We start from the raw sequence: 18,862 nt of genomic DNA, 5'->3' as shown, positions 1-18,862 counted from the left end.
ACCATAGGCTCGACAGGAGCGAGACATGAACGGCATGCAGGACAATTTGCAGCGTAAAGGTATGGACCTGCCGGGGCAGGTCGTGCTCGTGCTGCAAGGCGGCGGCGCGCTCGGCTCGTACCAGGCCGGGGTCTACCAGGCATTGCACGAAGCCGGCATCGAGCCGGACTGGATCATCGGCACGTCGATCGGCGCGATCAATGCGAGCCTCATTGCGGGCAACGCAAGGGAGCACCGGCTGGCGCGCTTGAGGGAGTTCTGGAAGCGGATGGAGCAGCAGCCGGTCTGGGACTGGCGCGCCACGTTTCCCGGCTTCAACGAGAAGCTGGCCTACTGGTCGACGGTGACCCACGGCATTCCAGGATTCTTCCGGCCCAATCCGCTCGCGCATGCCGGCGATTCCTATCCGCTGGGCGCCGATCACGCCGGCTTCTATTCGACCGCGCCGCTGGAGGAGACGCTGAGCGAGCTGGTCGATTTCGATCTGGCCAATCGCTGCGCGCCGCGCCTGACGGTCGGTGCGGCTCATGTCGGCACCAGCGAAATGCGCTATTTCGACAGCCGCGACGGCGAGCTGACGGTCAAGCATATCATGGCCTCGGGCGCGCTGCCGCCGGCTTTCCCGGCGGTGCGCATCGACGGCGAGCTCTATTGGGACGGCGGCATCTTGTCGAACACGCCGACCGAAGCGGTGTTCGACGACAATCCGCGCAGGGATTCGCTGATCTTCTCCGTGCATCTCTGGAATCCCGTCGGGCCGGAGCCGACCACGATGGCGGAGGTGCTGAACCGGCACAAGGACGTGCAATATTCCAGCCGCATCGCAAGCCAGATCGTGCGACAGCAGCAGGCTCATCGCCTCCGCCATGTCATCAACCAGCTCGCGGCGCGGCTGCCCGAGAGCGAGCTGAATGATCCCGCGGTGAGGGAACTGATGAGCTACGGCTGCTCGACCCGCATGCATGTGGTGCGGCTGCTGGCGCCGCAGCTCGAGCACGAGACCCATACCAAGGATATCGACTTCAGCCCGTCGGGGATCACGCGGCGCTGGCATGCCGGCTACGCTCACACGCGATCGGTGCTGGCGCGCAAACCCTGGATCGGCGAGTTCGATCCGCTCGCCGGCGTGGTGTTGCACGAGCATACGGACGAGATGCCGATTGCGGCGGAGTGAGGGCCTCGTCCGTCGTTTGTTTCGGGCGGTGACGATGTCGCGAGCGCGCGGTCTGGGCTATTATCGCGGCATCTTCGTCGCGAGACTCGCACGTGGTCGTTGAGAAGGATCTTGAAGCGGCACTCGATCAGCTCCGCGCTGACGCGGCGGACCCGGTTGCCGGCGTGTTCGGTCCTGACACGATCACCTGGCGGATCGACCGGGAGGCCGTGAACTTTCTCGGCGCCGGTCGCGCGCTGCTGCTGCAACTCGCCCACCCCTGGGTCGCCGCCGCCATCGCCGAGCATTCCACCACCTTTGCCGATCCGATCGGTCGCTTCCATCGCACCTTCGACATCGTCTTCGCCATGGTGTTCGGCTCGCTCGACCGTGCCTTGCTGTCGTCCCGGCAGTTGCACCGGCGCCACGGGATGATCGTCGGCGAGATGCCCGAGACGGTCGGTCCGTTCGCGGTGGGCTCGCGCTATTGTGCTAACGACATTCCAGCGCTGCGCTGGGTTCACGCCACGCTGGTCGACACCGCCCTGATGGCGCATGATCTCGTCCTGCCGCCGCTCTCGGCGGAGGAGCGCGAGCGGTATTGGGCCGAGAGTCGCACGTTCGGCGCGCTGTTCGGACTGACGGCGGATGACCTGCCGGCGGATTGGTCCGGCTTCGCCGCTTACACCGCGGCGATGATGCAATCGGACACGCTGACGGTCAGCACGGCGGCACGCGAGATCGCAACGCAGATCTTCACGGGCGCGCGTCCGTGGTTGCGTCCGCCGCGCTGGTATCGCGCGCTCACCGCAGGGATGTTACCGGAGCGCTTGCGCGCGGGTTTTGGTTTTGAGCTCGACGAGCGCGACGTCAGATCCGCCGACAATGCGCTACGATGGATCAGGCGCGTCTATCCGAAACTGCCTGACAGGCTGCGCTATGTCGGTCCCTATCAGGAAGCGCAGGCGCGGCTGCGGGGTGAAGCGCAGCCCGACTGGATGACCCGCTGCCTCAACCGTGCCTGGATCGGCCGGCCGCAAATGGATGCGCGTCGCTAGCGCTCGCTCTCACCGTGTCCCGGACAAGCTGCAATGCGTTAGCATTGCAGCGCAGAGCCGGGACCCAGAGACCACGAGTTCCTGTGCAGAATGGGCCCCGGCTCAGCAGCGCACCACGTCGCAAGGGCGACGCGCTGCGCTGCGTCCGGGGCACGAGAGGAGAGTGGGGCGCGCAACTTTCTCCTCCTCGTCATTGCGAGCCACCGGGTCCGCGCAAAGCGCGGCCCGATGACAGGCTCAGCGAAGCAATCCAGAATCCCTCCGCGGAAAGATTCTGGATTGCTTCGCTTCGCTCGCAATGACGGAGTGTGCCGAAGCGCCGTCGCGCCTCACGCCGACGCCAGCTTCCGGTACAGCGCGCTGTAGCTGCTGGCCGAGATGCTCCAGGAGAACGATCGTCCCATGGCGCTGCGGCGCATGGTGTCGAGCTGATCCTGCGCCATGAAGGCCGAGAAGGCGCGGCGGACGCCGCCGAGGAAGGATTCGTGCGAGGGTTTTGAGAACAAGAAGCCGGTCTCGCCGTCGCTGATGGTCTCGGCAAGGCCGCCGGTCTGGTGACCGATCGGCAATGAGCCGAAGCGCTGGGCGTACATCTGGCTGAGGCCGCAGGGCTCGAACCGCGACGGCATCAAGGTGAAATCGCTGCCGGCAAAGATGCGCCGCGCCTGGGCGTCGTTGAAGCCGATCGCGACGCCGATGGCATCGGGACGGCGGCGATGGGCGTTGATAAGCGCCTGCTCGAGCGCCGGCTCACCGGAGCCGGTGACCACGATCTGCCCGCCGGCATCGATGATCTCGTCAGCCGCCGCCAGCACGAGGTCGATGCCCTTCTGGTGCACGAGACGGGCGACGATGCCGAACATCGGTCCGCGCGACACCGCAAGCCCGAACTGCTTGCGCACATAATCCGCATTGGCCTTCTTGCCGACCCAGTCGCCGGCGCCGAACTGCTGGGCGAGCTGCGCGCAATAGCGCGGGTCCCAGCTCTCGTCGATGCCGTTGAGGATGCCGGTGAGCTCGGCCGCATCCGAGCGCAGGCGGAGCAGGCCCTCGAGGCCGCAGCCGAATTCGGCCGTGGTGATCTCGCGCGCATAGGTGCCGCTGACAGTGGTGAGATGCGAAGCGTAGACGAGGCCCGCCTTGAGGAAGGAGACCTGGTCGTAGAACTCGACGCCGTCGATATGGAAGGAGCTCTCCGGTGCGCCGATCCGCCGCAGCGCCTCCTTCGGGAAGAGGCCCTGATAGGCGAGATTGTGAATGGTCAGGATCGACGGCAGCTTGGCGCCGCGCCAGGCGAGATAGGCCGGTACGAGCGAAGCCTGCCAATCATTGGCATGGACCAGGTCTGCTGCCCAATTCTTGTCCAGCTTGCCCATGGCCAGCTCAGCGGCTGCCGAGGCGAAGCGCGCGAAGCGGATATCGTTGTCGGGCCAGTCGCGCCCGGACTCATCGCCATAGGGATTGCCGGGCCTGTCGTAGAGCTGCGAGCACAACAGCACATAGACCGGCAGCCCGTCCTTGGTCGCGGCTCGGCCGAGCGAGCAGGCCGGCATCTCCGCGAACGCCGGGCAGCGGCCGACAATCTGGATATGCGTGAGCTGCTCGATGATGTCGCGATAGCCGGGCAGCATGATCCGGATATCGGCGAAGGGACGTAGCGCTCGGGGGAGGGCGGCGGAAACGGCTCCGAGTCCGCCGACGCGGACGAAGTCGTCCATCTCTGTCGTAACGAACAAGACCCTCAAGAACTGCTGCCCTCATCCGATCCCGTTTGCTGCTATGCAAGAACGGGTCCAGTTGCCTCGGAAATTCTCAAGCCTCCCGCAGGACGCCTCTGTTCGGTAAAGACTTTCCTACTCGGCCGCTGCCCTCTAGGGTCGCCGCACCAACAAGAGAGAACATCCACGGTTCCTAAGGGGACCCCAGGGAGACGCGGCACGCATGCAGTTACCAGACAAGCATGAGGGGACGACGACAAAGGCTTTCGCGGGCCTGCGGGTCCTGGATTTTTCGACCACGATCGCCGGTCCCCATTGCGCGCGCATGCTAGCCGACATGGGCGCCGAGGTCATCAAGATCGAGACCGACGGCGGGGAGACGATGCGGACCCGGCCACCGCTGCGCAAGGGCTGCAGCACCGCGTTCGGCCAGCTCAATGTCGGCAAGAAGAGCCTGGTGCTCGACCTCAAATCCGAGGATGGCAGGGACGCCGTCTACCGGCTGGCCGCGACCGCCGACATCCTGGTCGAGAACTTCCGCCCCGGCGTGATGCACCGGCTGCGCCTCGACTATGACAGGCTGCGTCAAGTCAACCCGAAGCTGATCTACTGCTCGATTTCAGGTTACGGCCAGACCGGCCCCTCGGCCGAACTGCCGGCCTATGCGCCGGTGATCCATGCCGCCTCCGGCTACGACATGGCGCATCTCGCCTACCAGCCCGGCCGTCACAGGCCGGACTATTGCGGCATCTATCACGCCGACGTCGTCACCGGCACCTACGGTTTTGGCGCGATCGCGTCCGCACTCTATCAGCGCACCGTGACCGGGCGCGGCCAGCACATCGACGTCTCCATGCTGGAATCGATGCTGACCTTGACCCTGACCGAGTTGCAGAGCTCGCAATTCGCGGTGACGCTGCCGCCGCGCCCGATGTTCGGACCGACCGAGACGGCCAGCGGCTATGTCATGATCACGGTCGCGAGCGAGAAGACGTTCCAGGCGCTGATGGGCGTGATCGGCCGCCCCGAATGGGTCTCCGATCCACGCTTCGCCACCTACGCGCCGCGCCGCGCGAACTGGGCGGCGTTGATGGACGGCGTCGAGGTCTGGTCGCGGCAGCTTTCGACCGATGCATGCCTCCTCGCGCTTGGCGCCGCGGGCGTACCGGCCTCGGCCTATCGCACCGTGTCAGAGGCGCTGGCCGATCCGCAGCTTGCGCATCGCCAGGCGCTCTCCGAGGTGCGGGACGAGGGCGGCGCGTTTAGGGTGCTCAACCTGCCGTTCCGGATGTCGGGGGCCGATACGACGCCGGCCAAGACGGTGTCCATGCTCGGCGCGCACACGGAGGCATTGCGCGACGAGATCGGCCTTGCGAGCGATGCTGCAATTCCGTCAGGCAAAACGGCCGTGCAGGGCTGAACGGCTTCGTGCCGCAAGCAATGCGGCCCTGCGCGCCGCCGGATTGCCATCCTCGATCGCCGTAAACTAGACAGGAGCGAGTTTGTCTCGCTCCCCCGGGCATGGCATGGTGGACGTGACGACAAGAAGCATGCCGGGAGGATTCCGATGAAGAGTTTCAAGGTTGCCGATTTCAAGGCGCCGCTGCAGGAGTTCGACGAGGCGACGCCGCAGCCCTCGGGCACGCAGGTGTTGATCAAGGTGAAGGCCGCCGGCGTCTGCCACAGCGACCTCCACATCTGGGAAGGCGGCTATGATCTCGGTCACGGCCGCAAGCCGCTGTCGCTGAAGGATCGCGGCATCAACCTGCCGCTGACCATGGGCCATGAGACCGTCGGCGAAGTCCTCGCCTTCGGCCCCGACGTGAAGCCGACCGACCAGGGCGACCTGAAGCTAGGCGATGTCGGCCTGGTCTATCCCTGGATCGGCTGCGGCAAATGCGCGACGTGCCTCGGCGGTGACGAGAACATGTGCCTGACGCCGCGCTCGCTCGGTGTCTATTGCGACGGCGGTTATGCCGACCACATGCTGGTGCCGCATCCGCGCTACCTGCTCAATCTGAAAGGCCTCGATCCCGCGACGACCGCGCCCTATGCCTGCTCGGGCGTCACCACCTACAGTGCGCTGAAGAAGGTCGAGCAGCATTTCGACACGCCGATCGTGATGTTCGGCGCCGGCGGCCTCGGCCTGATGGCGCTGTCGCTGTTGAAGGCGATGGGCGGCAAGGGCGCGATCATGGTCGACATCGACGCCAAGAAGCGCGAGGCGGCCGAGAAGGCCGGCGCGCTCGCGACCGTCGATCCCAAGGCGCCGGATGCGCTGGAGCAGCTTGCGAAGAAGGCGGGCGGGCCGATCCGCGCCGTGATCGACCTCGTCGGCAACTCCGCCACGACACAGCTCGGCTTCGACTGCCTGACCAAGGGCGGCAAGCTCGTCATCGTCGGCCTGTTCGGCGGCGGCGCGACCTGGGCGCTGCCGCTGATCCCGATCAAGGCGGTGACGATCCAGGGCAGCTATGTCGGAAACCTGCGCGAAACGCAGGATCTGCTCGACCTCGTCCGCACCAAGAAAGTGCCGCCGATCCCGGTGACGACGGCACCGCTCGCCAAGGCCAACGACGCGCTGGTGCAATTGCAGCAGGGCGCAGTGGTCGGCCGCACCGTGCTGACGCCGTAGTTTCTTCTGTCATTCCGGGGCGGTCCGCAGGACCGAACCCGGAATCTCGAGATCCCGGGTTCGGCTCTTCGAGCCGCCCCGGGATGACGCATCCGCTACAGGAACCCCCATGTCCGCAAACAACGCCTTCCACATTGCCGTGCTCGCCGGTGACGGCATCGGTCCCGAAGTCATGGCGCCGGCGCTCGAGGTGCTGCGCAAGGTCGGCGACAAATCCGGTCTCGGCTTTCGCTTCACCGAGGCCCCGGCCGGTGCCAACAATTATCTCGCCACCGGCAAGTCGATGCCTGATACGACGATCAAGCTCTGCGAGGAGGCGGATGCGATCCTGCTGGGCGCCTGCGGCCTGCCGTCGGTGCGCTACCCCGACAATACCGAGATCGCGCCGCAGATCGAGCTGCGCTTCATCTTCGATCTCTATGCCGGGGTCCGGCCGGCGCGGCTCATTCCCGGCGTGCCGAGTCCGATCGTCGGCGCGGACACGCGCGGCATCGATCTCGTCGTGATCCGCGAATCCACCGAGGGTCTGTTCGCCTCGATGGGCAAGGGCGTCGTCACCCACGAGGATGCGCGCGAGACCATGGTGATCACGCGCCGGACGTCCGAGCGCCTGTTCGAGTTCTCGTTCCGCCTCGCCGAGCGGCGCAAGGCGCGCGGCAAGCCGGGCGCACTCACCTGTGTCGACAAGGCGAACGTGTTCAAGGCCTTTGCGTTCTTCCGCGGCATCTTCGACGAGATCGAGAAGAAGCATCCTGATGTGAAGACCGACCGGCTCTATGTCGATGCCTGCTCGGCGATGCTGGTCAAGCGTCCCTGGGATTTCGACGTGATGGTGATGGAGAACATGTTCGGCGACATCGTCTCCGACATCACCGCGAGCCTGATCGGCGGTCTCGGCATGGCGCCGTCGGCCGACATCGGCGACAAATATGCCGTGTTCCAGCCCTGCCACGGCACCGCGCCTGACATCATGGGGCAGGGCAAGGCCAACCCCACCGGCATGATCCTGTCGGCCGCGATGATGCTGGATTGGCTCGCCGAGAAGCATGGCGTGGAGAGTGCGGCGGAAGCCGGCGAGACCATCGAGCGCGCGGTGGACCAGGTCTATGCCGGTGGCATCAAGCCGATGGAGTTCGGCGGCAGCAATGGCACCGCCGACATCACGAAGGCAGTGCTGGGAGCGCTGTAGTCAACGCGCGTGCGTGAAAAGGGCCCTCGGGGCCCCTTCGTCGTCTACCAGCGACGCCAGTGGCGGTGGCCGTAATAGCCATATGGCCGTGGCCCGTAGAAGCGGCGCGGGCCGTAGTAGCCATAGGCACCGTAATAGTTCGGTCGCCACCAGCAGCGGCCCCAGGCATTGCAAACCATGCGGACCTGATCGATGTTCGCGGCCGGCCCGCTCGCGATCCGGTCGGCCTGCGGAATGCCGTTCGGCATCGCCGCGAGCGCTTGCCCTGACGCCAGCGCGGCGCCGCCCAGCGCAACCAGACCGAGAACAGCAGATTTGAGTTTCATCGCACTCTCCCTCATTGGTGGCGGAAGAACTTGCGACGGATCAGTTGGTTGCTATGGCGGTGCGGGCGGGGGAGGAATTTAATCTTCCTGAATGAGGGTTCAGCTTCAATTGTTCTAAGTTCATTTGCCCTGGAACTGCGGCTTGCGCTTTTCCATGAAGGCCTGCCGGCCCTCGCGGAAATCCGCGCTGTCCATGCATGCGGTGCCGATCGCCTTGATCGCGTCCATGTCGCGTGCGCTCTCGTCCTTCAAGACCTGCGCGATGGTGATCTTGGCGGCCTTGATCGCGAGCGGGGCGTTCTGCGAGATTGTCGCGGCAATCGCCATGGTCTCGCCCCAGAGCTCGCCCTCCGGGAACACGCGCTCGACGAGGCCGATACGCAGCGCCTCGGCGGAATCGATGCGCATGCCCGTGTACATCAGAAGCCGCGCCCAGGATGGGCCGACCAGCGACACCAGGTGCCGCAAGCCGTCGAAGCCATAGGCGATGCCGAGTTTTGCGGCGGGAATGCCGAACTGACTGTCCCGCGAGGCGAGGCGGATGTCGGCGAGCATGGCGACCTGCATGCCGCCGCCGAGGCAAAAACCCTGGATGCAGGCGATGGTCGGCTTCGGATAGTCGGCAAGCAGCGCGCGCTGGGCGACGCTGCGCCTGGCGTATTCCTCGGACGCGGCGGCATTGTGCCGGTTTTTCTCGAACTGGCTGATGTCGGCCCCTGAGACGAACGCCTTGCCGCCCGCGCCGCGCAGGATAACGACCCGCACGGCGTCGTCGTCGCGCAAGGCCGTCAGCGCCTCGCCAAATCCCTCCCACATCTCCAGCGACATCGCGTTGCGCTTGTCGGGATTGTTGAACGTGATCACGCCGACGCCGTCAGTGGCGTGCTGGAGGATCTTGCCGTCGGCGTAGGATTTTTCACTGGAAATATCGGGCATCGCGCGCTCGCGTGTTGTGAACCGAGCGCAATGTGCGGCCGGGCTGAGGCCGGGGTCAACCGCGGCAAGGGATGCGGCTTTGCATCCGCCTGCGCCGCGATTGCATGGCGCGAGAAGCGCCTATTGCATCACATGCATGTGCGCGGTCAGCGGATGGCCGGCGGCGTTGCCGAAGAACGCCGCCTCTTCGGCCGTCGCCTCCAGCAGCTGCTCGTCCTGGTTATAGACGTCGTTGCGGAACTGGATGGTCTGGTCCTTGGTCATCCACGCCGTGAGATAGATCCAGGCCACCGGCACCTTCTTCGCCATGGCGACCTCGAGGTGCTGGCCGCTGGCGATCTCCGCGTCGATCGCGGCGCGGCTCCATTTCGGCTGGTCCTTGAGCAGCCAGGCGGCGAGATCGCGCACATTGTCGACGCGCGAGCAGCCGTGGGAATCGAAGCGGTAGTCGTTGCTGAACAAATTGCGCTGGTTGGTGTCGTGCATATAGACCGAATAGGAATTCGGCATGTCGATCTTGACGGCGCCGAGCGCGTTGAAGGTGCCGTTGTGCTGGCGCACCGTGAAGTTCGGCGTGTGCGTGCCCGACCAGTCGACCGAATGCGGATCGATCGGATTGTCGTGGGCGTCGAGCACCTCCATGTGCATGCGTGACAAATAGGTCGGGTCCTTGCGCATATGCGCCGAGATCTCGGTCTTGGCGATCGAAGCCGGCACCGTCCAGGTCGGGTTGAGGACGACGCTGGTGATCTGGGCCGTCAGCGTCGGCGAGGGCTTTTCGGTCTTGCCGACGATGACGCGATAGCGCCGCACCACGACGTCGTTCTCGACCGCTTCGGCAAAGGCGGCGGGGATGTTGACCACGACATAGCGCTGGCCGAAGCCGAAATTCATGTTCTCGAGCCGCTCGAGCGAGGCCTCGAGCTGGCGGATGCGCTTCTGCACCGAGACGTTCATCGCCGCCAGCGTGCGCGGCGACACCGTGCCGGTCGGCGCGAGGCCGTGGCGGGCCTGGAAGCGCTTCACCGCGTCGGCGAGATCCTGGTCGAAGGCGCCGCTGGCCTTCTCGGCGGAAAGATCGCCGGAGAGGATCAACCGCTTGCGCAGGAGATCGTCGCTCGTGCCCTGGACGCCGAGCGCGAATTTGGCATCCGCGGGGATCGTCGGCCAGCCGCCGCGCACGGCGAGCGCGGAATAGCTGAACGCGGCCTCCTTGATGCGCTGGGCGGAACCTTCGTCATAGGTCGGCTCGTGCGTCAACGCGAGCGCCGTGGCCGAACGGCTCTCCGGCGTCGAGGCGGGTGTCGTGGCGGTTTTCGGCGCGGCTGCGTGGGAAGGGCTAGCCGCGGCCGGCACTGTACCGGCCGTCGCCGGCTTGGGCGTGGCCTGTCCAACGGTCTCGGTTTGCGCGAGCGCAGAGGCGCTGGCGAGCACGCCGACGGCAATGATCATCGCATGGCGTTTCGACATGTGTCCCATCTTCCCCAAGAGAGCGAGGCCCGGACGGGCACTCGCATTGGCAATTTTCGGCCGCCGGGCTGCGTGCGCCGATTCGTGAAATCGGCGGAAAATTAGGGCACCGGTGTTGAGGTCCCATTAAGCACGGCAGTCGAAAGCTCCGCGCGTCCGCCCGCGGAGTCTCTCGATTGGGTCGCGGCAAGGCCGGAATGGGTTCGCGAAAACCGCGATGGGGGAAGGGAAAAGGGCAAGAAAAAGGGGCGGTCAGGCCGCCCCGAAAAAAGAAGGCCACGCGCGGACCGCGCGCGGGCCAAATCTGGTTCAGAAGATCTGATCCAGTCGATCTCGTCCAATCCGGCCGCGCCCCCGCGACGCGGCGGATTGAACGTTGGCCGTCAAGGCTAGGCCGTCGATCAGCTCAGCTTTCGTTGGCCGCGATCGATTCCATCAGCGAGACGAGCTGACGCTGGACCGTCTGATCCTTGATCTTGCTGTAGGCGCGCAGCAGGCGGAGGCTGAAAGCCGAGTCGAGGAAGAGCAGGCTTTCGACTTCGCGTGCCTTGTTGTCGCCGTCGTAGAAGAAGGTCACGGGCACGTCGAGGGCGGAGGCGATCTGCTGCAGGCGGGCTGCGCCGACGCGATTGACGCCCTTCTCGTATTTCTGGACCTGCTGGAAGCTCACGCCGAGCTTTTCACCGAGCTCGGCCTGCGAGATCTTCATCTCGACGCGCCGCAGACGGATCCGCTTGCCAAGCTCAATGTCCGGCTTGCCGGCACTGCGCTGCTTCATTCTTTTCGCCGCTGTTTTCATAGTCGTTTCTCACCGTTCTTCGGTTGAAAATCCCCCGAAGAGCTGGGTCAGGGGTTCGCCCATATACGAGTCCTTGAATTCATGCGGGTGCACGAACTCTTCCTTAAACCACGGGAAGCGAGCCGGATTGAAAGCCTCGATCAGCCAGTCAATCATGTGCCGTACGCGCGGGATGCGGCCGCTACCGGGATGGTAAGACAACCAGATATCCAGCGGTCGGTTCAATTCGACCTCCAGTGGAATCAACTTCCCGCCAAGCGCAATGGCGTAACTCGGGAATACGCCGATTCCGGCGCCATTCGCGACCGCCCAGTAGTTGGCGCTTGAGACGTTCGTCTTCATGACCAGAAGGTCACGTTCCTGAACGCCTGGGAAGAAGCTCTCAAAAGTCTCCTTGGCGGCGAGCTGGTCGGCGAATTGCAGCACCAGGCGGTGCTTGATCAATTCATGGGCCGAGCGCGGCGTGCCGTATTTCTCGAGGTATTTCTCCGAAGCCCAGAACATCAGATGCATGCGGCCGAGCCGCACCAGCTTGACGTCGAGCGCAGAAGGCCGGGACAGGTGGATGGCGACGTCGGCCTCGTGGCGCGAGACGTCGGCCGAGCGCATCGCGCAATGCAGGTCGACCAGGATCTTCGGATAGGCCTGCTGGAATTCGACCAGCCGCGGGGCGAGCCAGAACGTGCCGAGACCCTCGGTGACGGCGACACGGACCTCGCCCGACAGGGCATTGCCGGTCGAATCGCTGGTGCGCAACACGTCGAAGGCGGCGGCTTCCATACGCTCGACGGCGGACACGACGAGCGCACCCTCGTCGGTCAGATGAGTGCCGTGGACGTCGCGGGTGAACAGGGTGGTGCCGGTCTGGCGCTCGAAATCGTCAATACGGCGGCGCACGGCGTTGATCGACAGCGACAGCCGTTCGGCCGCCGAGCGGAAACTTCGACAGCGGACGACTTCCAGGAAGATGCGCGCCGCATCCCAATCGGAGAGGCCGCTGAGATTTGTCTTTAGGCGTTCCTCTGGAGGAACGCCCCTTTCCGCCAAGGAGTGCATACAAGTCCCTTCAGGCGGCTAAACTGGCAGAATCTGGCGCAAACCACAACCACGGCGGGTTGCGGGGTGACGAGTTTTGAACGTCATCCTTACTGCCTCTCGAGTGGTATTTGGGTGCGGCTACTGGCTGGGAATCGGGCAGACGATCGCCCGAATTGAGGGGTGTCGCGTGAGTTCCGTTGCGAGCCTTGAGATGGCTGCGGGATTGTCGGCGCTGTCCGCAATGGACGCCCTTGCGCAAGTGGCGCTTTCAACTCCCGGAATGGATCAATTACAGCGCAGCGGGCGTTCTGTCCCGGACTGCTTCGACGACGGCAAACGGTGCGGCGGGCGGATGTTCGCCGGAACCACGGATTCAGCGCAGAAACACATTGAAATCATGTTCAGAGGCGCGGCGGCCTCGTGTTATCCTTGGCCTTTCATGGGGGCCAAAGGGGTCGTCGCAAATACGTCTCGCAGGCCGAATTAACGGAAAGAACGCCCGGTGTCGCATTCAGACGAACAATTGCAGTCGGTGCTGGAAACGCTCGAGGAGTGCCGCAGGGCGCTCAACGAGATGAACAGTCGTGAGTCGGCCGAGCTGCTGTCGATTGTCATCCTCGACGTGCGGATGAAACTCAAAGGAATTGATAGCGCCGATCTGAAGGCGCTGTGCGACGAAATGCTGCGGAACGCCGGAAGCGAACCGCAGCCCCCTTCCAAGCAGACGCAGGACCAGCCCCGGCGTCCGCTGCTCCGCGTGGTGAAGTAGCCGCGCCGCCGAGTCTCGCTTTTTGGCGAGGTTTGTGCGCGTCCCGATGCCGCATCTGTGATCACGGACGGCATCGGGAGGAGCCCTGGTTTTGTGCGCCTCTGTTGCGCATTCTCCGGCATCGGCTACACCAGAGCCGGTGCTCCGGGCCGCGCGCATTCCCCGCGTGCCGCGCCGGCGCCTGAGATGGCTCCGACTGCATCATGCAAAATGTTTCGATCCCGGCGGCGCTGATTGCCGGCCTCGTCAGCTTCCTCTCCCCTTGCGTCCTGCCGCTGGTTCCGCCCTACCTGATCTATCTCACGGGGGCGACGATCGAGCATGTCGAGAGCGAGGAGCCGGCATCGGCCTCCAAGCGCGCGATCATGATGTCGGCATTGCTGTTCGTGCTCGGCTTCTCGACGGTGTTCGTCGCGCTCGGCGCCAGCGCCTCGCTGATCGGCGGGCTGATCCGCGCCTGGTCGGCCGAATTGTCGATCCTTGCCGGCATCGTCATCATCATCATGGGCCTGCACTTCCTCGGCCTGACGCGCATCGGCCTGTTGATGCGCGAGGGCCGATTGCCGATCCCCAAACCCGTCGGCCTCTGGGGCGCCTACATCATGGGGCTTGCCTTCGCCTTCGGCTGGACGCCCTGCATCGGCCCGATCCTGGCTGCGATCCTCTCGATCGCCGCGGCCGAGGCCACGGTGACGAAGGGCGCAGGGCTGCTCGCAATCTATTCGGCCGGCCTCGGCATCCCCTTCCTGATCGCCGCGCTGATGATCGAACAGTTCTCCACGCTGTTCGCGCGCATGAAGGGCCACCTCATCAATGTCGAGCGCGCCATGGGCGCGTTGATGGTGATCACCGGAATCGGCTTTCTCACCGGCGCGGTCTCGAATGTGAGCATCTGGCTGCTCGAGACCTTCCCGGTGCTGCAGACATTCGGGTAGGGCGTGTGCCATAGCGGCTTCCGAGAGGGGGCTCGGAAGTGCTGCGATCATTCCATGCGTAGCAAGGCCGGAAGGTCGCTCATTCGATGAAAGAGGTCGTCGCAGGCCTCCGCTAACTCTCGCTCGGCCCCCGAATCGCCTCCGGTAAAGCCGAGGACTCTCATTCCTGCGGCCTTTGCCGCGCGAACTCCAGACAACGAGTCCTCAATAACGACGCAACGTGAGCGGTGAGCGCCCAACGTTTGTGCGGCATGCAGGAACAGGCCGGGGTCCGGCTTCCACGAACCAACCTCATACGCACTGAAGATGCGTCCTTCGAAATGCTCCAGCAGCTTGGTCAATCCGAGTGCATGCGTCAGCTTCGACATGGGGCCGTTGGATGCTACGCAAACCGGAACGTCGATTTCGGCCAATGCCGCATGGATTCCTTCGACGGGCTTCAGTTCGGCATCAAACGCCAGCGCGGTTGCCCGACGAACGTCGTCGATGAAACTGTCTCGGACGCCGCGGCCTAGCCGGTGCTCGATTTCACGCACGCAATCGGCCATCTTGACCCCACGGAAAGAACGTATGGCGTCTTCGACGCGGATCGATATGCCTTCCTCGGATGCCGTTTGAACCAGCACGGTCAGTGCAATGATCTCGCTATCGACCAGGACGCCGTCCGAATCGAAAATGACGAGTTCGGGACTTGCTGAGGTCATTCTTGCGAGGCTCCAAGCACATCGTTCACCGGAATGTCTCGCTATATCCGGGACGACGGACGGACGCCATACTGGCCGTCCGGGATTGTCGCAGGCAGGACCGTGAGGACCCGAAACGGGTCCTCGGATGTGTCGCGGATGCCGAGCGTGTCACTGATGATTTAGACCAGGGGCGCGCACTCACGAACGTCATGAGCCCCCGCCCGGTTCGCCTGGCCTGACAGGCCGTCAGTAGTCCCAGAACACCGGTACCCAGCGGAAGGCGTCGCCGTCGGCCGCCACCCGGCCCACGGACGGGAACGGCAGGTGGGTGGCGACCAACATCTCGCCGGTCTCGGCAAGCTCTCGCAGCAGACGGACACGAACGCGCGCCGCTTCCTCGGGGTCGTGCTCGAAGCCGTTGTGCCAGTCAGGCTGCTCGAAGCCGACCGCAAACACGGCGTCGCCGGCAAACGTCAGCGCGTCGCTGCCTGAGGCGATGCGAACCACGCTGTGTCCGGGGGTGTGACCGCCGGTGCGCAGGGCGACGACGCCGGGCGCAATCTCGTGCGTGTCATCGAATGTCCGCAGCTGACTGCCGTACTCGCTCACGAACCGCTTGGCGGTCGCCCGAAGCGCGTCCGGGAATCCCTGCGGCATGTTGGTGTGGGAGAAATCGGGCGCCTCCCAGAACTTGACCTCGGCGGCCGCGACGTGGATGCGCAGATCCTTGCGCAGCCGCTCCTTCACCCCGTCGACGAGCAGCCCGCCGATGTGGTCCATGTGCAGGTGGGTCAGCACCAGATCGGTCACGGCCGCAAGATCGATGCCCGCAGCCTCCAGTCGATTGATCAACTGCCCGGCTCGCGGCAGGTGCAAGTTCGGGTCGGATCCGAGGCCGGCGTCGATGAGGATGGTCTTGTCGCCGCTGCGCACCATGACCGCATTCAGCGCCCAGTCGAACGCGTCCTGCGGCAGGAACATGTCGTGCAGCCAGGCCGCACGCTCGGCCGGAGCCGCGTTGTGCGCCAGCATCGTGGTCGGAAGCGGCAGCACGCCGTCGCTGACCACCAGCACGTCGATCTCGCCGACCTTGAGCGCGTAGCGCGACGGCACCAGCTCTTCGCGTCCCGCTGCCACGGGATATGAGGTGTTGTGCAGGTTCATGTTCGTCTCCTGTTTCAGTTCTGGCTGATCGTGGTTGAGCAGGCCGCGCAGCCAGCGAAGCGCGGCCCGTCAATGCTGCGTGCGTTAGAGGTTGGTCACACGCTCCGGATCGGCCGACGCGAGCGCGGCTGCGCGCTCGGCCTTCGGCGGATAGATCCAGACCGTGTTGATCTCGCGCTTGGTCTTCTTGGCGACGTCGCCGACCAGCTCGACCTTGCGCTCCCAGCCGCGCGTGAACAGCGCGCCGGCTTCGCCGAGGTCGAGGCAGGTGACGTAGGCCTTCTGGCGATAGGGCCTGGTCGGAATGCCGAGCAGCTCGGCGGCGGCATTGTTGCCGGCGAAGGCGCCCATCCGCGTGGCGTGCTGGCAGGACATCAGCGCGTAATTGCCCTCGTCGTCGCAGGCGGCACGGGCGGCGTCGCCTGTGGCGAAGACGCCGGCGACACCGGGCACGCGCAGATCGCGATCCACCAGCAGCCGGCCGAAATTGTCGCGCTCGGCGGGGATCTGTGCCGTCAAGGGCGCCGCGCGGATGCCGGCGGCCCAGACCACCGTCTCGGTTACGATGTGCTCGCCGGTCGATAGCGTCACGCCGGATTTGTCGAGCGCGGCAACGCCGGCCCCGAGCCGGGTCTCCACGCCGAGCTTGCGCAGCGCGTCCTCGATCAGCGGACGGGGGCCTTCGCCCATGTCGGGCGCGATTGCACCGTTGCGCTCGACGATGATCACGCGTGTCGTCGAATCCTTGCTGAGGATCTTGCGCAGTCGCGCGGGTAGCTCGGTTGCGGCTTCGATGCCCGTAAAACCGCCGCCGGCGACGACGACCGTATCGCGTCCGTTGACGGCCGGCCGGTCGGCAAGACCATGCAGGTGCTTGTCCAGCGCCACGGCGTCATTGAGCGAGTCGACGCTGAAGCTGTGCTCGGCAAGGCCGGGAATATTGGGGCGGAACAGGCGGCTGCCGGTCGCGATCACCAGACGGTCATAGGACAGGGTCTTGCGCGTGCCCTGGGGAGTCGCGATCTGCACCGTCCGCGCCTTGGTGTCGATCGTTTCGGCGCTGCCCTGGATGTAATCGACGTCGATCGCCTCGAGGACGCCGAGCAACGGCGCCGTCAGGGTTTCCGGCTTCGGCTCGTAGAGCCGCGGGCGGACCACCAGTGTCGGCTCCGGTGCGATCAGCGCGATGTCGAGATCATCAGGCGAGACACCCTGGATGTCGCGCAGGCGCGCGGCGGAGAGGGCGGCGTACATGCCGGCAAAGCCGGCGCCAATGATGAGCAGTCGCATGTGGTTCACTCCTGGATTGGGTTGGTCGGGACAGACGTGCGTCGTCGCCGCCGCCCAAAGTCGGCGGAGCCTGCTGCGATCGGCGATGACGCGAAGAGGTGAAACGGTGGCCGGTTGCGCCTTACGGAGCGGTGCAGCTCGGCAGGGACGACAGCAGCGCGGGGCTTCCGCAGGCCGCCTGGCAGCTTCTCGGGCTCGATGGCCAGCCGCGCAGGGCGACCGGCACTGCAGCTTTCCTCGGCCAATCATGATTGATCAGGATTGACGTCAGGAGACTGGCGTTCTGCGCCGGCGCCTCCTCGGCTGTCGGCGAGGTGAATCGCACGGTCAATGAGAGCCCGTACAGGAGCGCCGTTGCGATGGCTTTGCGGCGCGGTGCGATTGCGAGGCGTTTCCAGTCCATTGTTCGTCTCCGTCCGCGTGGTCTGTTGCGGCTATGTTTTAGCGAACCAGATATTCGACTGCCCCAGAGCCATTGCCGTCGCTGTCGAGAGATTGCTGCTAGCGCACGCGCCTGCGCCAATCGCTCGGAGTCTCGCCGGTCAGCTTCCTGAAGGCTGCTGCGAACGCCGTCTGCGACGAATAGCCAAGCGCCGCGGCGATCGAGACGACCGGCTCGTCGCTGTCGCGCAGCATGTTCATGGCCTGCTCGAGCCGGTGCTGGCGCAGCCAGGCGTGCGGAGAAAGCCCGGTGCTTTCCTTGAAGGCACGGCAGAAGTGGAAGCGCGACAGGCCGGCATCAGACGCCAGCGCATTGAGGGAGACGTCCGCATCGCTGTCCGAGCGCAATCGTTCGATCGCACGGAGCAGAACCTTCGGCGACAGCCCGCCCATGGTCGGTTGGAACGTGATGGGCGAGCCTGTGTGGGCAACCAGCAGGCGCGTGGCCAGGAGGTCCGTCAGCTGATGGCGGAATAGCGCATCGAGGGCTCCGTTGCCTTCCAGCGAATCCGCCGCGCTCAAGATCAGCCTGGACGTGATCGGATCAGGATGCGCCGTACGCTCCAGCAGCTCGGCCGGCTTTGCAATCCCGGCTTCGCCGGCAACGCGCTTCAGCGTTGCATTGGGAAGATAGAGTTGGACCACATCGACCGGCTTCGGAATGTCCCATCGGGAGCTCGATCCCTCCGGAATGATGATCACGACTCCGGGACGAAACGTACCGATCGCAACCGATCTTCCCGAACGCCGCTCCATGCGCTGCAACATGCCGTTGTACGCCATGATCACGTGGTGGCTCATGGGCTCGACCACGTCGTGCAGCGGCTCGTGTTTCCAGTGGGCGATCCCGGCACCGGAGGCGTCCAGCGCCATGCGAGCGGGTTCGGTCCTGAGCACCCGTGCCATCTCGGCATCGGCGGCGCGCCGCTCGGATGTCGCGCCATCGTCCGGCTGTGCGCGCGGTATGGGTGGCAAGCCCTTGTGCGAGGGACTGCGCATGAGTGCGGTGCTCCCGGTCATCGTGTGGATCCTCCTGGTCGTCTCGGGCTACGCATCAGGTGTCCGTATTTATACGGGTCGGCGCGCGTTCTATGCGTGCGAGGGCACAGCGTCTTTCCTGAAGCGGCCGTGCTTTGTCCGATCCTGCTCCGGGCAGGCGCGCGTTTTCGCAAACGCACGCCGGGCGGCGCCGAGCTGTCGCGGTGCTGAACGGAGATGGCGCGAGAGGCGGTTAGATGCCGTTGAAATGGCTTGT

General features: G+C 65.1%; 18 protein-coding genes. 7 read left to right on the top strand and 11 right to left on the bottom strand.

Translation table 11 applies throughout. The features are described 5' to 3' along the window. Positions 1-25: 25 nt before the first annotated feature. Entirely contained in the window at positions 26-1,174 is a 1,149-nt protein-coding gene (locus JQ592_RS03490) for a patatin-like phospholipase family protein (RefSeq protein WP_211401505.1), read from the top strand. A 92-nt stretch (positions 1,175-1,266) separates the two neighbouring features. Further along, on the top strand, positions 1,267-2,211 hold the full coding sequence (locus JQ592_RS03485; protein WP_211401504.1) for an oxygenase MpaB family protein: 945 nt from the start codon (positions 1,267-1,269) through the stop codon (positions 2,209-2,211). Positions 2,212-2,540: 329 nt separating this feature from the next. Here JQ592_RS03485 and glgA read toward each other — a convergent pair whose 3' ends face one another. Then, a complete protein-coding gene (gene glgA / locus JQ592_RS03480) occupies positions 2,541-3,956 on the bottom strand; it encodes a glycogen synthase GlgA (RefSeq protein WP_211401503.1) in 1,416 nt (471 codons plus the stop codon). Between the two features lie 196 nt (positions 3,957-4,152). Between glgA and JQ592_RS03475 the strand changes: the two genes are divergently transcribed. From JQ592_RS03475 to JQ592_RS03465, 3 genes are all read left to right on the top strand, one after another. Beyond that, complete coding sequence (locus JQ592_RS03475) at positions 4,153-5,349, top strand: CaiB/BaiF CoA transferase family protein (protein ID WP_211401502.1); 1,197 nt, start codon at positions 4,153-4,155, stop codon at positions 5,347-5,349. Between the two features lie 147 nt (positions 5,350-5,496). After that, positions 5,497-6,564, top strand: coding sequence for an alcohol dehydrogenase (locus tag JQ592_RS03470; protein WP_211401501.1), 1,068 nt, complete (start codon positions 5,497-5,499; stop codon positions 6,562-6,564). Between the two features lie 109 nt (positions 6,565-6,673). After that, positions 6,674-7,753 carry an isocitrate/isopropylmalate dehydrogenase family protein gene (locus JQ592_RS03465; protein ID WP_211401500.1) on the top strand — a complete coding sequence of 360 codons (1,080 nt, stop codon included), beginning with the start codon at positions 6,674-6,676 and terminating at the stop codon, positions 7,751-7,753. Between the two features lie 44 nt (positions 7,754-7,797). Here JQ592_RS03465 and JQ592_RS03460 read toward each other — a convergent pair whose 3' ends face one another. The 5 genes from JQ592_RS03460 to JQ592_RS03440 form a co-directional block, all read right to left on the bottom strand. After that, complete coding sequence (locus JQ592_RS03460) at positions 7,798-8,079, bottom strand: hypothetical protein (protein ID WP_211401499.1); 282 nt, start codon at positions 8,077-8,079, stop codon at positions 7,798-7,800. A 120-nt stretch (positions 8,080-8,199) separates the two neighbouring features. Next, positions 8,200-9,015 (bottom strand): enoyl-CoA hydratase, encoded by an 816-nt coding sequence (locus tag JQ592_RS03455; protein ID WP_211401498.1) that lies wholly within the window; start codon positions 9,013-9,015, stop codon positions 8,200-8,202. Positions 9,016-9,135: 120 nt separating this feature from the next. Next, entirely contained in the window at positions 9,136-10,485 is a 1,350-nt protein-coding gene (locus tag JQ592_RS03450) for a L,D-transpeptidase family protein (RefSeq protein ID WP_211401497.1), read from the bottom strand. 406 nt (positions 10,486-10,891) lie between these two features. After that, a complete protein-coding gene (locus tag JQ592_RS03445) occupies positions 10,892-11,263 on the bottom strand; it encodes a helix-turn-helix domain-containing protein (RefSeq protein WP_020608151.1) in 372 nt (123 codons plus the stop codon). Positions 11,264-11,293: 30 nt separating this feature from the next. Beyond that, positions 11,294-12,340, bottom strand: a complete 1,047-nt coding sequence (locus JQ592_RS03440) for a LysR family transcriptional regulator (RefSeq protein ID WP_211401496.1) — start codon at positions 12,338-12,340, stop codon at positions 11,294-11,296. A gap of 484 nt (positions 12,341-12,824) precedes the next feature. Between JQ592_RS03440 and JQ592_RS03435 the strand changes: the two genes are divergently transcribed. Next, positions 12,825-13,091, top strand: coding sequence for a hypothetical protein (locus JQ592_RS03435; RefSeq protein ID WP_211401495.1), 267 nt, complete (start codon positions 12,825-12,827; stop codon positions 13,089-13,091). Positions 13,092-13,294: 203 nt separating this feature from the next. Next, positions 13,295-14,026: a cytochrome c biogenesis CcdA family protein gene (locus tag JQ592_RS03430; protein WP_211401494.1), complete on the top strand. Its 732-nt coding sequence runs from the start codon at positions 13,295-13,297 to the stop codon at positions 14,024-14,026. 47 nt (positions 14,027-14,073) lie between these two features. On the opposite strand, the gene JQ592_RS03425 is transcribed toward JQ592_RS03430, so the two are convergent. The 5 genes from JQ592_RS03425 to JQ592_RS03405 all read right to left on the bottom strand — a co-directional run bounded on the left by JQ592_RS03425 (position 14,074) and on the right by JQ592_RS03405 (position 18,627). Beyond that, positions 14,074-14,730 carry an HAD family hydrolase gene (locus JQ592_RS03425; RefSeq protein WP_211401493.1) on the bottom strand — a complete coding sequence of 219 codons (657 nt, stop codon included), beginning with the start codon at positions 14,728-14,730 and terminating at the stop codon, positions 14,074-14,076. A gap of 228 nt (positions 14,731-14,958) precedes the next feature. Continuing rightward, complete coding sequence (locus JQ592_RS03420) at positions 14,959-15,876, bottom strand: MBL fold metallo-hydrolase (protein ID WP_211401492.1); 918 nt, start codon at positions 15,874-15,876, stop codon at positions 14,959-14,961. A gap of 84 nt (positions 15,877-15,960) precedes the next feature. Next, the gene (locus tag JQ592_RS03415) at positions 15,961-17,166 is read right to left on the bottom strand and encodes an NAD(P)/FAD-dependent oxidoreductase (RefSeq protein ID WP_211401491.1); all 1,206 of its coding nucleotides are present in this window, start codon (positions 17,164-17,166) and stop codon (positions 15,961-15,963) included. 121 nt (positions 17,167-17,287) lie between these two features. Continuing rightward, the gene (locus JQ592_RS03410; RefSeq protein WP_211401490.1) at positions 17,288-17,569 is read right to left on the bottom strand and encodes a hypothetical protein; all 282 of its coding nucleotides are present in this window, start codon (positions 17,567-17,569) and stop codon (positions 17,288-17,290) included. A 98-nt stretch (positions 17,570-17,667) separates the two neighbouring features. Then, entirely contained in the window at positions 17,668-18,627 is a 960-nt protein-coding gene (locus JQ592_RS03405; protein WP_246820099.1) for a helix-turn-helix transcriptional regulator, read from the bottom strand. Between the last annotated feature and the right edge of the window lie 235 nt (positions 18,628-18,862).

This window comes from Bradyrhizobium iriomotense (assembly GCF_018129405.1).
GTDB lineage: Bacteria > Pseudomonadota > Alphaproteobacteria > Rhizobiales > Xanthobacteraceae > Bradyrhizobium > Bradyrhizobium iriomotense_B.
This window is presented reverse-complemented; position numbering and strand designations above follow the sequence as displayed.